This is a genomic window from Methylobacter sp. (assembly GCF_036845245.1).
Taxonomy (GTDB): Bacteria; Pseudomonadota; Gammaproteobacteria; order Methylococcales; family Methylomonadaceae; genus Methylobacter_A.
On the sequence record NZ_DAIUEH010000060.1, the window covers coordinates 16,052 to 28,140 of the forward strand.

Consider the following 12,089-nt stretch of genomic DNA (forward strand, 5'->3'; position numbering starts at 1 on the left):
TTTTTTAACTTTGATAAAGAAAAGGCTTGTTCGTGTTTCGACAGGCTTGGGAATGGAAAATGAGCGAAAGCTTTGCTGAATTATTTGAAGAAAGTCTAATCAAGACGGAAATGCGTCCTGGTGCCATGTTAATGGGTACGGTTGTTGATATCGAAAACGATATGATCATCGTCAGCACCCATTCGAAATCAGAAGGTGTCATTCCAAAATGGCAGTTTCTAAATAATGATGGCGAATTAGAAGTTGCCATTGGCGACGAAGTCGAGGTTGCCCTTGATTTATTTGAAGACGGCTTGGGTGCTACACTTCTTTCTCGTGATAAAGCGAAGAAAAACAAAGCTTGGTCCGAACTTGAACATGCGTTTGAAAAAGAAGCAACCATTATCGGTCGTATTACCGGCAAAGTTCGCGGTGGTTTCACTGTGGCTGTTGGTGCCTTACGTGCCTTCTTGCCTGGTTCGCTGGTTGATGTTCGCCCGATCAGAGACACGACTTTCCTGGAAAATCGTGATCTGGAATTCAAAGTTATAAAAATCGATCAAAAACGTAACAACGTGGTTCTGTCTCGTCGTGCTGTTGTAGAAAAAGAATACAGTGCTGAAAGAGAAGAATTGCTGAAAACGCTGGAAGAAGGCGCAGTGGTTACCGGTGTGGTTAAAAACCTGACCGATTACGGCGCGTTTATCGATCTTGGTGGTATTGACGGTCTGTTACACATCACTGATATGGCATGGAGACGCGTACGTCATCCGTCCGAGTGCGTAGAAATCGGTCAGGAAATTAAAGTTAAAGTCCTGAAATACGACAAAGATAAAAACCGTGTTTCATTAGGTATGAAGCAAATGGGTGAAGATCCTTGGCAAAACATTGCCCGTCGCTACCCAGCAGGCACACGCGTATTCGGTAAAGTAAATAACCTAACTGATTACGGTTGCTTTGTTGAAATTGAAGAAGGCGTAGAAGGCTTGGTTCACGTTTCAGAAATGGACTGGACTAACAAAAACGTTAATCCTTCTAAACTCGTTCAATTGGGCGATGAAGTCGAAGTCATGGTTCTGGAAATCGATGAAGAACGTCGTCGTATTTCTTTAGGCATGAAACAATGCAAAACTAATCCTTGGGATGAATTTGCAGCAACGCATAACAAAGGCGATAAAATCTCAGGAAAAATCAAATCAATTACTGATTTTGGTATTTTCATCGGCTTGGATGGCGGTATCGATGGCTTGGTTCATATGTCCGATATTTCATGGGCAGATGAAGGCGAAGCTTCGGTTCGCGACTTCAAGAAAGGCGATGAGTTGGAAACTGTTATTTTAGCGGTTGATTCTGAACGTGAGCGTATCTCTTTAGGTATTAAACAGCTTGAACAAGATCCATTCCAAAACTTCCTGGCTACTCATGAAAAAGGCAGCTTGGTAAAAGGAACTGTTAAAGAAGTTGATGCTAAAGGCGCGGTTATCACTTTGGCTGATCATGTTGAAGGCTACTTACGTGCTTCTGAAATTCAACGTGATCGCGTTGAAGATGCCAGAACTTTGTTAAAAGAAGGCGATGAACTTGAAGCTAAATTCATCGGCGTAGATAAGAAAAGCAAATCAATTTCTTTATCGATTAAAGCTAAAGACAACGACGAAGAATCTCATTCTATTAAAGATCATTCTCAGCAATCAATTGGCGCTCCTACTTTCGCTGATATCTTTAAGCAGATGGAAAAATAAAAATCATGAGGAGCATGCACCCATGCATGCTCCTTTAATTTTATTTGTTTTCGCAGGATAGAATGTGACAAAATCAGAATTAATTGAAGCACTTGCCAAACATCAGCCGCATCTGGCACAGAAAGATGTAGAAATAGCGGTAAAATGCATCATTGAACAAATGAATCAGGCGTTATCTTCCGGTGAAAGAATCGAGATCAGGGGATTTGGTAGTTTTTCACTGCATTTGCGTCCTCCTCGTATGGGGCGCAACCCTAAAACAGGTGAATCTGTAGCATTATCAAAAAAACATGTACCGCATTTTAAGCCAGGCAAGGAATTGCGTGATCGAGTGGATGCTTCACGGGAAAAATGCAAGATAGTTGACTGATAGTTAGTGTGTTAAAGCTCTGTAAAACTTATGCAGAGCTTTAATGTTACAGTTTTTAAGTAAAAGCGTTAAACCTATTTTTATATCCCCCATTGTAGTTTGAGATTTTGCCGATTTAATGCCAGCCATTGAATTGCAATAATAGGTATTGCCGACTCTATCTCGCCATTTTTCAGCATAAAATACACCTCATCAAAATCAACGGCACGTACCAATATATCTTCATCCTCATGGTCCAAGCCATGAATACCGCCAACTTGTGTGCTATCCACTTTGCCGCAAAACAGGGTAATCCATTCGGATGAACCACCCGGCGTAGTATAAAACTCATTGATGACCATCAATTGTTGAATTTCACAACCGGCTTCTTCCAGAGACTCTCGATAAGCGACTTGCTCTGCAACTTCTCCTTCTTCAATCGCTCCCGCAACAATCTCGACGAGCCAAGCTTTATCAGGGTTTAAAATTGCGCCAACTCTGAATTGTTCGATTAACACCACCTTATCGGCATCAGGATCATATAACAAAACTGCAACGCAACTGCCTCGCATGAATAACTCGCGCGTTATTTCAGGGCTCCATCCTCCGCCAAACATCGTATGTTTAAGGCGGTATTTTTCTACGCGGAAAAAACCTTGATAAATGACTTCCTTGTTTAGAATTTCATATTTTTTATCCATTGTTGCCTTTGTACTCAACTTTATAAATGATTCCGAGTTTATCATCGCTGATTAACAAACTGCCATCGGGCATTTCCAGAATATCGACGGGGCGTCCAAGCACATTGTGGTCTTTGGTTAACCAACCGTCGATAAATGCTTGTTCAGCGACAGGTTTACCCTGATTGAATTTTATCAAAACGACACGATAACCTTGCGGCACAGACCGGTTCCATGAACCGTGCTCCGCCACAAACAACTGATTTTTAAGTTCGGACGGAAATTGCTTGCCTCGATAAAAGCGCACTCCCAGCGGTGCTACATGGGCTTTGAATTTCCCCACCGGCGCGGTAAATTGCTCGCATTTTTTATCGGTGCCAAACACGGGATCAGGGATATCGCCACCGTGGCAATAAGGGAATCCAAAATGCTCACCAACAGTCGTCCACTGATTAAGTTCATCGGGCGGCAGATCGTCGCCCATGTCATCGCGGCCGTTATCGGTAAAAAACAAGGAATTAGTTTCCGGTTGCCAGTCGAAGCCAACCGAGCTCCTGATACCCCTGGCAAGAATCTCATCACCGCTACCGTCGGCATTTAACCTGAACAGAGAGGAATAAATCGCTTTTTCAGGCTCACAAATATTACACGGCGCTCCGACTGCGGTGTATAGCTTATTATCGGGACCAAAGCGCAGGTACTTCCAGCCGTGATGCTGGTCTGACGGGAATTGATCGTAAACTACAACGGGTTTAGGCGGATTGGCTAATTGTTGCGTGATGCGGTCGAAACGAATAATGCGATTAATTTCGGCGACGTAGAGTGAACCGTCCTTGTAAGCAACGCCGTTGGGCATATATAAATGGTTGGCGATCACATAACGCTTATCCGCTACACCATCATTATTACTATCTTGTACCGCATAAACCGAGTCTCCGGATCCGGTACCTACAAACACAACACCGTTATCACCCAGCGCCAAGCTGCGGGCATTGGGTAGATTGTCGGCAAAAACAGATAGAGTGAAGCCTGCGGGTGCATGCAGTTGCTTTAAAACGTCCTGATAACTTTTTTGTAGTGCAAAGGCTGAACAAGGATTAATTAAAAACAAGGCAAATAATATTGCTTTTATAATATGCATCAGGATACCCTCCGTTAATAAACTTTAAGTTATGTTCGTACTTTTATGGGGTTGGAATGTGTTATTCAACCCCCATATAGATTAAACCTTAACATTCTCAAAAGGCTCAAACATATGATGCGCATTTTTCTTTTTCTTGCAACCAATGCGGCAATATTAGTTGTGGTTAGTATTATTTTTAATGTTTTAGGCTTAAGCGGCACTCTGGATGCTCAAGGCATCGACCTAAATCTGAATGCTCTTTTAGTCATGTCTGCAATAATCGGTATGACCGGTTCCGTAATTTCTTTGGCGATGTCCAAATGGTCGGCCAAAAGGGCGATGGGCGTACACGTTATCGACCAACCCCAAAATCAAACCGAACAATGGCTGATTGACATCGTGGCCAGGCAAGCAAGGCAAGCAGGAATCGGCATGCCGGAAGTCGGCATATTCCAAACCCCTGAATCGAATGCTTTTGCTACCGGCATGAGCAAAAACAGCGCGTTGGTAGCGGTCAGCACCGGCTTATTGCAAAACATGAATACCGATGAAGTTGAAGCCGTTGTCGGCCATGAAATCAGCCATGTTGCTAACGGTGACATGGTAACAATGGCATTAATGCAGGGCGTAGTAAATACGTTTGTTTACTTTTTTGCCACGATCATCGGTCATGTTGTCGATCGTGTTGTGTTTAAAACCGAGCGCGGTTATGGGCCTGCCTATTACATCACCCAGATGGCGGCTCAAATTGTTTTAGGTATTCTGGCCTCGATGCTGGTCATGTGGTTCTCCCGTTACCGGGAATTTAAGGCGGATGCCGGCGGCGCCAACCTGGCCGGACGGGAAAAAATGATCGGCGCTCTGCGTGCCTTGCAGCGCGGCCACGAAGCGGAAGACCTGCCGGGACAATTGGCGGCCTTCGGCATTAACGGTGGGGGCGTGAGTAAGTTATTTATGAGCCATCCGCCATTGGAAGAGCGAATTGCTGCGTTACAAAACAGCCGTTAAATTAACTTACTGTAAGGGCGCCTTTAGTCGCCCTTTAACACAACACCGGGCGACTACCAAAATAGGCGCTTTAGGCTAAGTCGCCCCTACATCATGAGCCAACATCAATATATCCGCTTTGCTTTAAAACTGTCATACGACCAATATCTTAAAGTTTATCAAGGCATAGCCAAAAATGTTTCCGTTCTGGCCGATGATGGTAGAAGAATCGCTTTTCCGGCGGGCAGGATTCAATCTTTTTTGACTAAGCAGGGCATCAACGGTTATTTTGAAATGGAATTAACACCCGAAAATAAATTCATCAGCATTAAAAAGCTGAAATAAAAAGTCATGTTTATCGGCTTTTGATATACCGATAAATTCTCCTTACTCTAACTTGAAGGTGTGCAATTGAAAACAGAAGTTTTAGTGTTGGGCGGTGGCCCTGGAGGTTATACGGCGGCATTTCGTGCGGCCGATTTAGGTAAACAAGTCACTTTGGTTGAGCGTTATCCGGTTTTAGGCGGAGTTTGTTTGAATGTCGGCTGCATTCCTTCGAAAGCTCTATTACATGTGGCTGCGGTACTAAATGAAGCCAAAGAAATCAATCCTGCGGGCATCAGTTTTGCCGAACCGGGCATCGATCTGGAAAAGCTGCGCAGCTGGAAAAACAATATCAGTTCCCAGCTAACTGCGGGCTTGGCAGCGCTGGCAAAGCAGCGCAATGTTACGGTTGTTAAAGGCATCGGACGGTTTATTTCCGACACACAGGTACTGGTTGAAGACGGCGACGACACTCAGACTATAGAGTTTGCGCAAGCCATTATCTCCGTCGGTTCACAGCCGGTAAAAATACCATCATTTCCTTATCACGATCCCAGATTGATGGACTCCACCGATGCGCTCAATCTTGAAAGTATCCCGAAAAAGCTGTTGATTATCGGTGGCGGCATCATAGGCCTGGAGATGGCGACAGTCTATAACGCGCTGGGCAGTAAAATCACCGTAGTAGAAATGCAGGATCAGATTATTCCCGGTTGTGACAAGGATCTGGTCAGGCCGTTAATGCAACGGATCAAAAAGCAATATGACAATATTTTCCTGGAAACCCAAGTAAAAAGTATTGAAGCCTTGCCGGAAGGCTTAAAAGTCACTTTTGACCGCGCCAGCTCCCGGCTGGCTAGCGGCATACACACCATCCCTGGCGATAAAGGCAAAGACGTACCCGAAACCGATGTATTCGATAAAGTACTGGTCGCAGTGGGCAGATGCCCCAACGGTCATTTAATCGATGCCGACAAAGCCGGTGTTAAAGTCGACGAGCGCGGATTTATCAGCGTCGATAAGCAACAACGCAGCAATGTGAAACATATCTTTGCGATCGGGGATGTCGTGGGTAACCCGATGTTGGCGCATAAAGCCACTCATGAAGGTAAAATAGCGGCTGAAGTGATTGCCGGTAAATCCACCGAATGGAGAGCCTTAACCATTCCTTCTGTCGCTTATACCGATCCTGAGATAGCCTGGATGGGCTTGACTGAAAATACCGCTAAAGCGCAAGACATCGCTTATGAAAAAGCCGCATTTCCTTGGGCGGCGAGCGGGCGGTCATTAAGCATCGGGCGCAAAGAAGGCGTGACTAAATTGCTGAGCGACAAACAAACCGGCCGTATTCTCGGAGCAGGCATCGTCGGCACTAATGCCGGTGAATTGATTGCCGAAGCCGTATTGGCTTTAGAGATGGGCGCAAGTGTTGAAGATTTGGCATTAACGGTGCACGCGCATCCAACTTTGGCCGAAACATTGGGCTTTTCAGCTGAAATGATTGAAGGCACTATTACTGATTTATTTATCAAGAAACGATGAAAGAACAATTACAAAACAAAAGCTTTGTTACCAATTTTCTCGCAGTTATTATCATTTTTATCGGCTACGTTAGCTCGACGGAATTCATCAAATCCATCGGTTTTTTTGCGCTGTCAGGAGCCATAACCAACTGGCTGGCTATTTACATGCTGTTTGAGAAAGTACCTTATCTATATGGTTCCGGCGTTATACCGGACCGGTTTGAAGAGTTTAAACTGTCGATCAAACAATTGATGATGCAACAGTTTTTCACCGCCAGCAACATCGAACAGTTTATTGAGACCGAGGAACAGCAAGGCAAAAACCTGCTGAACCTGGAGCCTTTGTTGAATGCAGTCGATTATGACAAGGTGTATCAAGGCTTGGTGTCTTCGATTATGGACTCTTCTTTCGGCGGCATGTTAATGATGATGGGCGGCGAAGAAGCGCTGGCGCCGTTAAAAGAGCCTTTTATCGAAAAAATGAAAATTACCTTGGCTGAAGTGGTTGAGTCCGACCGGTTTAAAGTTGCATTAAAACAGGGACTCGATGCACACAAAATCGGTGGTGATATTGTCGACAAAATTGAATCGGTCATCGATAAACGCCTGAGTGAATTAACCCCGCAGCTGGTTAAAGAAATGGTCCAGTCTATCATTCGCGAACACTTGGGCTGGCTGGTAGTTTGGGGTGGCATTTTCGGCGGCTTAATGGGCGCATTGTTCAATTTTGCCTGATGGAAACAGTAAAGCTGGCTTTTGAGGAATTCGGCAACCCGGATAACCGCCCATTGATTATACTGCATGGCTTTTTTGCTTCGTCGCGTAACTGGCGGCAAATAGCGCAAAGACTGGCCGCACGGTTTCATGTTTATCTTCCCGACTTGCGTAATCACGGCGCATCGCCGCATCATCCATTAATGGATTATCCGGTCATGGTCGCCGATTTGTTACGGTTTATGGATGATAACAGTTTGGCGACAGCCGGCTTGTTAGGGCATAGTATGGGCGGTAAAGTCGCCATGTGGTTGGCGCTTACACATCCGGACAGGGTAAACAAACTCATTGTGGCCGATATCGCACCGGTCAGTTATAGCCATAGCTTCGACAACACTGTCCTGGCATTAAAAGCGCTGCCGCTGGCTGAAATAACCAACCGTAAACAGGCCGAAACGCTGCTTGCGCCCCATATACCCGAACTGGGGTATCGCCAGTTTCTGTTGCAGAATCTGATTTTGAAAGACGCTAAATATTGTTGGCGGATCGACCTGGATATTTTTCAGCGGATGGCGTCCAATATTGCTGCTTTTCCCAATGCCGATCATTTGGCGCCTTTTACCGGCCACGCCTTATTTATTGCTGGGGCCGATTCAGACTTCGTTAAGCCGGAAAATATAAAATCATTATTTCCGGCTGCGGCTTACAACACAATAGCCAATGCCGGACATTGGCTGCATGTACAACAACCGGATATTTTTACGGCGCTGGTTGAAGACTTTTTAGTTTTTGAATAAATAGAACTATTTAAGCGGTAACCGTGGTAAAGAATATACCGATACATAACGACGACAGAAGTGTGTCTTCGGGTAAGTAATAATGCCTAACTTCGGGATATCCTTTCCTGGAAATCAATTTAGTAGTTACAATCGCTCTTTTTAAGGGTAGGGATAACCAGATGCTTAGCATGGCATCTAATTTTTAATGATATGTCTTATCGGAGTTTTAAATGAACCAAAAAATAAGAAAAGCGGTTTTTCCGGTTGCGGGTTTAGGGACCCGCTTTTTACCAGCTACAAAAGCCAGCCCAAAGGAAATGTTACCGATTGTCGACAAACCCTTGATCCAGTATTGCGTTGAAGAGGCCGTAGCAGCCGGCATCGACACAATGATCTTTGTTACGGGTCGTACCAAAAACGTCATCATGGATCACTTTGACAAGGCTTACGAGTTGGAAAATGAGCTGACTATCCGTGGCAAGACTGAAATATTGAAAATGGTCCGGGGAATGGTGCCGCCGAATGTGTCTTTCGTGTTTATTCGTCAGCCGGAGGCATTAGGACTGGGTCATGCTGTGCATTGTGCCAAGTCTGTGGTTGGTGATGAACCGTTTGCCGTTATCCTGGCCGACGACTTGATCACAAATCGTAAAGGTGATGGCTGCTTGACTCAAATGGTCGAACAATACGATAAAAACCAGTGCAGCATATTAGGCGTAGAAAGAGTCAATCCGCAGGAAACCGATAAATACGGCATTGTAAAAACCAAGGAATTATCTCCGTCGGTAGGCCAGGTTGAACTGATTATTGAAAAGCCTGCTCCTGAGCGGGCTCCTTCAAATCTAGGCGTCGTCGGACGTTATATATTAACGCCTGCGATTTTTAAAAAGATTGAAACAACAGAACGCGGCGCCGGTGGCGAAATTCAGCTGACCGATGCTATCGCCGCATTGATGACTGATGAGCAGGTGTTAGCCTATGAGTTTGAAGGCAAACGCTATGATTGCGGATCAAAACTCGGTTATTTGCAGGCTACCGTTGAATACGGTTTGGACCATGACGAGTTGAAAGTCGATTTCCGGGATTATTTAAAAAACCTGGCTCTCGATTAAGTGAGTGCAAGGGCGGCCCGGTCGCGGTCGCCCTTGTTATCGTCTGAAATCGCTATAACCCCGGCAAATCCGCTGCCTGGAGTGCGGAAATTGGTGGTTTGTCCCTGATATAAACGGGCGCTGGTCAATTGGGACTGTCCTTTGTAAACATACTGCCTCAGATCAAGCTTAAGATCGATCATTTCGTCGTCCACTTTCAATTGCCGCTCGGTAGGTCGCACCAAGGCCTGGGCGACATAATTCCCCTGTAAAATAATCTCACCGAATACCCTTTTGGTCACTCGGTCGCCACGGTATGCGGCTTTGCTGCCGTAGCCCTTGGCTGGTTTAAAAAATAGCTGTTTACGCCTGGCCCATAAGGTTTCTGCGTCTTCCTTATGTACGCAGTCTGTGTGAGCAATGCCTTTAAGAAGCAGGGCTCTGGTTTCGGCGGCAATCCCCAAATCCCTCAATACGGATTCATCAGTCAATATCGCCAGATTTCTTTTATCTGCATAGAGCGCATGAGCTCTTGGATGGGGCGTGATGACGACGGCTTTGGTCAGGTAAGCCTCGCGTAATGGTTGCAGCGCTCCCGCTTCCAGGCCGAAGTCGGTCAAGCGGTTATAAACAAGATCTATACGCATATCACCATACCAAAGACCTCCATTCCGGTAATCAAGCTCGGAAGGATCGCAAATAACGGTATTAATATTGTTTTGCTCGAACAATTCTTTGAACAATAAAAACTCCGGCAGCATAAATTGGGCGGGTGGATTTCCATCGACGATAGCGATTGAATGCAAAGGTTGCTGACCGCGTTCGGCATGCCATTCTTCAATAAACATCGCGATGAATGCCGGTTCCGGATTTTGGGCCTTAACCGTGTTTATTAAAGCCGGATTGCAGCAAGCCGTTTGCGCACGAGCCAAAATTGCGTTGAGCATAGCGCCTCCGGCATTGCTATTGATTTCAATTAACTGAGGGCCTTTGGGGCTTAGATGGAAGTCATAGCCGAAGAAAACCCCGTGCGCCTTGGGAATGAATTGGGCAGTGGCGGGGGCATAAGCCAGAACAAGTTGCTGATAAGCGGGCATACTCATTACGCTTTCTATGGCGGTAATAATGTCATGCTGTTTTCGTATGCTGCTTTCAGCGACCAAAACGATAGCTTCGGCGAATTGATGAGGGCGTTCTTCAATCAACATACGGTACAGCGAAGGATCATTCAATTGCTGCCGTAGTGCGTTGCGCATGGCTTCCCTGTCGAGCGGAATATAACGGCATTCGGTGTCGGGTTCAGCGGCCAATTTGGGGTAATCGTGATCGGTAGCAGTTTGCGGGAATGAACTCATTCAAATTTTAATATGGCCTTGGTTGTATGATGACTTGATTAGCCGACAAATTATTACAGAAAAGCCCTGCTTTGTAGAGCAAGCCTTTGCCTGTCATAAAGTGCAGCTATCTTAGCAGCGTTCTTGGGAAACAGAGTGCAGACGCGTTATACTTGATCAATAACTTTTGGCCGCCTGAAATTATCGCTGATTTCAGCATCCGGGCTGTCTGCTTCAATATCAACAGAACCATACCGTCATGCAGTATTTCTACGTCAAAAATAACGTTACCCTTCAATTGCCTCATAAACAGCATGAACTATTGCCGCCGTCATTGGATGCCCTCGCCACGTTGCAAATACCGACAAAAAACGTTTACTGCGGAAATATTGTCTGGGAGGTGATTCATGCTAGAGAAACTCTGGGTGAAACTGGTGTCGTTACTCTGCCCAACACGCCGGAAATTCAGCGGATTCTTCCTCCTGCAATTACGCCATGGTCTGTGGGTCATGATCTTGTTATGCAATTACAAAATATTATCCGTAACCGGCCAATAGAAAAACGTCATGAGCCGATTAAGCTGGCATTACTCAATGGGGTCGGAACAATGCTGGGAGATACGCTGGTAGGGTCTTCTGCTGTGGAAATTGCAATACGGCGGGTGACTGAAGCGATTGGGGCGGTCGAAGTTCATGCCATTCTTGCCTGGAATGCACGACCGGGAACAGAAAACATAATGGCCCGTGCACCTGCAATTGCTTATGTCCAGGGACACTCCATTACCTTAGACAGTCTTTGTGGTTATGATGCTTATTGGGATTTTTCCGCATTACTTCGCATGGAAGGATATAACGCCTTACCTTTGATTGATTTTTACCTGAACAATCTGGGTATTGATCCTGAAAGTGTCGACTCCGCCGAAAAACTGCCCGATTTGCGTCTACCGACGGCACTTGTTATGGAAGCGAAATCGATATTAGGCGAAATGAGTCAAGGCAGAAAAGTAGTTTTGATTCAGGGGTTGGCATATCCACACCTATTCGTTCGATGCCGGAAGCTTTTTTTGCCAAAATGACTGAAGATGTGTTGAGAGAAACCGAAGCTTGCGTTTTGCTGACTCAACCATTGCCTGAAGGTTTATCGAATAATCATCCGGACCGCATCGTTAACCTGGGGGATTGGTGCAAGGCATCCGCCGACCATTATCTGGCACTGGTGGCTGCGGCAAATATGATCATATCCGTTGATTCTTTGGCGATGCAGCCATGGCTGTACAAATACCGGGAGTCGTGATCTTTACGACATTAAGCCCTGCGTTACGATTAACATACGCTTCGCGACTTACCGGAATGCTGATTCCCCAGGCATCCACCTTGAGCACATGGGGGAAGCATAAGATTGACGATAACAGTATTTTCCAATAGATAAATGAGTCTGAAGAATGAACTAAATCCCGGTAACTCA

General features: G+C 45.6%; 13 protein-coding genes. 10 read left to right on the forward strand and 3 right to left on the reverse strand.

The window, feature by feature from the left end; all coding sequences use genetic code 11:
* The first annotated feature begins 59 nt into the window (after window positions 1-59).
* Complete coding sequence (gene rpsA / locus V7051_RS20810) at window positions 60-1,721, forward strand: 30S ribosomal protein S1 (RefSeq protein ID WP_333878280.1); 1,662 nt, start codon at window positions 60-62, stop codon at window positions 1,719-1,721.
* A 64-nt stretch (window positions 1,722-1,785) separates the two neighbouring features.
* Entirely contained in the window at window positions 1,786-2,091 is a 306-nt protein-coding gene (locus V7051_RS20815) for an integration host factor subunit beta (protein ID WP_006893893.1), read from the forward strand.
* Window positions 2,092-2,171: 80 nt separating this feature from the next.
* On the opposite strand, the gene V7051_RS20820 is transcribed toward V7051_RS20815, so the two are convergent.
* Entirely contained in the window at window positions 2,172-2,771 is a 600-nt protein-coding gene (locus V7051_RS20820; RefSeq protein WP_333878286.1) for an NUDIX domain-containing protein, read from the reverse strand.
* On the reverse strand, window positions 2,764-3,891 hold the full coding sequence (locus V7051_RS20825; protein ID WP_333878288.1) for a PQQ-dependent sugar dehydrogenase: 1,128 nt from the start codon (window positions 3,889-3,891) through the stop codon (window positions 2,764-2,766). The genes V7051_RS20820 and V7051_RS20825 overlap by 8 nt, the downstream gene beginning before the upstream one ends.
* A gap of 114 nt (window positions 3,892-4,005) precedes the next feature.
* Here V7051_RS20825 and htpX point away from each other — a divergent pair, with 114 nt between their 5' ends.
* From htpX to galU, 6 genes are all read left to right on the forward strand, one after another.
* A complete protein-coding gene (gene htpX, locus V7051_RS20830) occupies window positions 4,006-4,881 on the forward strand; it encodes a protease HtpX (protein ID WP_333878290.1) in 876 nt (291 codons plus the stop codon).
* Window positions 4,882-4,974: 93 nt separating this feature from the next.
* A complete protein-coding gene (locus V7051_RS20835; RefSeq protein ID WP_333878292.1) occupies window positions 4,975-5,205 on the forward strand; it encodes a DUF2835 domain-containing protein in 231 nt (76 codons plus the stop codon).
* 60 nt (window positions 5,206-5,265) lie between these two features.
* Window positions 5,266-6,726, forward strand: coding sequence for a dihydrolipoyl dehydrogenase (lpdA, locus tag V7051_RS20840; protein ID WP_333878294.1), 1,461 nt, complete (start codon window positions 5,266-5,268; stop codon window positions 6,724-6,726).
* The gene (locus tag V7051_RS20845; RefSeq protein WP_333878296.1) at window positions 6,723-7,442 is read left to right on the forward strand and encodes a DUF445 domain-containing protein; all 720 of its coding nucleotides are present in this window, start codon (window positions 6,723-6,725) and stop codon (window positions 7,440-7,442) included. Before lpdA ends, V7051_RS20845 begins: the two co-directional genes overlap by 4 nt.
* The gene (locus V7051_RS20850) at window positions 7,442-8,218 is read left to right on the forward strand and encodes an alpha/beta fold hydrolase (protein ID WP_333878299.1); all 777 of its coding nucleotides are present in this window, start codon (window positions 7,442-7,444) and stop codon (window positions 8,216-8,218) included. Before V7051_RS20845 ends, V7051_RS20850 begins: the two co-directional genes overlap by 1 nt.
* Before the next feature lie 212 nt (window positions 8,219-8,430).
* On the forward strand, window positions 8,431-9,312 hold the full coding sequence (gene galU / locus V7051_RS20855) for a UTP--glucose-1-phosphate uridylyltransferase GalU (RefSeq protein ID WP_333878300.1): 882 nt from the start codon (window positions 8,431-8,433) through the stop codon (window positions 9,310-9,312).
* Here the strand turns inward: galU and V7051_RS20860 are convergent.
* Window positions 9,309-10,646, reverse strand: a complete 1,338-nt coding sequence (locus tag V7051_RS20860; RefSeq protein WP_333878302.1) for a hypothetical protein — start codon at window positions 10,644-10,646, stop codon at window positions 9,309-9,311. The two genes, galU and V7051_RS20860, sit on opposite strands and share 4 nt — an antisense overlap.
* A 238-nt stretch (window positions 10,647-10,884) precedes the next feature.
* Here V7051_RS20860 and V7051_RS20865 point away from each other — a divergent pair, with 238 nt between their 5' ends.
* Both V7051_RS20865 and V7051_RS20870 read left to right on the forward strand, forming a co-directional pair.
* On the forward strand, window positions 10,885-11,700 hold the full coding sequence (locus tag V7051_RS20865) for a hypothetical protein (RefSeq protein ID WP_333878304.1): 816 nt from the start codon (window positions 10,885-10,887) through the stop codon (window positions 11,698-11,700).
* Complete coding sequence (locus tag V7051_RS20870; protein ID WP_333878306.1) at window positions 11,697-11,918, forward strand: hypothetical protein; 222 nt, start codon at window positions 11,697-11,699, stop codon at window positions 11,916-11,918. The genes V7051_RS20865 and V7051_RS20870 overlap by 4 nt, the downstream gene beginning before the upstream one ends.
* Window positions 11,919-12,089 lie beyond the last annotated feature (171 nt).

What these genes read in the sequence shown, in the direction of transcription:
- V7051_RS20850 (WP_333878299.1), top strand. Translation starts at nt 7,442, where the DNA reads ATGGAAACAGTAAAGCTGGCTTTTGAGGAATTCGGCAACCCGGATAAC.
- V7051_RS20835 (WP_333878292.1), top strand. Translation starts at nt 4,975, where the DNA reads ATGAGCCAACATCAATATATCCGCTTTGCTTTAAAACTGTCATACGAC.
- V7051_RS20870 (WP_333878306.1), top strand. Translation starts at nt 11,697, where the DNA reads ATGACTGAAGATGTGTTGAGAGAAACCGAAGCTTGCGTTTTGCTGACT.
- V7051_RS20865 (WP_333878304.1), top strand. Translation starts at nt 10,885, where the DNA reads ATGCAGTATTTCTACGTCAAAAATAACGTTACCCTTCAATTGCCTCAT.
- V7051_RS20845 (WP_333878296.1), top strand. Translation starts at nt 6,723, where the DNA reads ATGAAAGAACAATTACAAAACAAAAGCTTTGTTACCAATTTTCTCGCA.
- V7051_RS20820 (WP_333878286.1), bottom strand. Translation starts at nt 2,771, where the DNA reads ATGGATAAAAAATATGAAATTCTAAACAAGGAAGTCATTTATCAAGGT.
- V7051_RS20825 (WP_333878288.1), bottom strand. Translation starts at nt 3,891, where the DNA reads ATGCATATTATAAAAGCAATATTATTTGCCTTGTTTTTAATTAATCCT.
- rpsA (WP_333878280.1), top strand. Translation starts at nt 60, where the DNA reads ATGAGCGAAAGCTTTGCTGAATTATTTGAAGAAAGTCTAATCAAGACG.
- V7051_RS20860 (WP_333878302.1), bottom strand. Translation starts at nt 10,646, where the DNA reads ATGAGTTCATTCCCGCAAACTGCTACCGATCACGATTACCCCAAATTG.
- galU (WP_333878300.1), top strand. Translation starts at nt 8,431, where the DNA reads ATGAACCAAAAAATAAGAAAAGCGGTTTTTCCGGTTGCGGGTTTAGGG.
- htpX (WP_333878290.1), top strand. Translation starts at nt 4,006, where the DNA reads ATGATGCGCATTTTTCTTTTTCTTGCAACCAATGCGGCAATATTAGTT.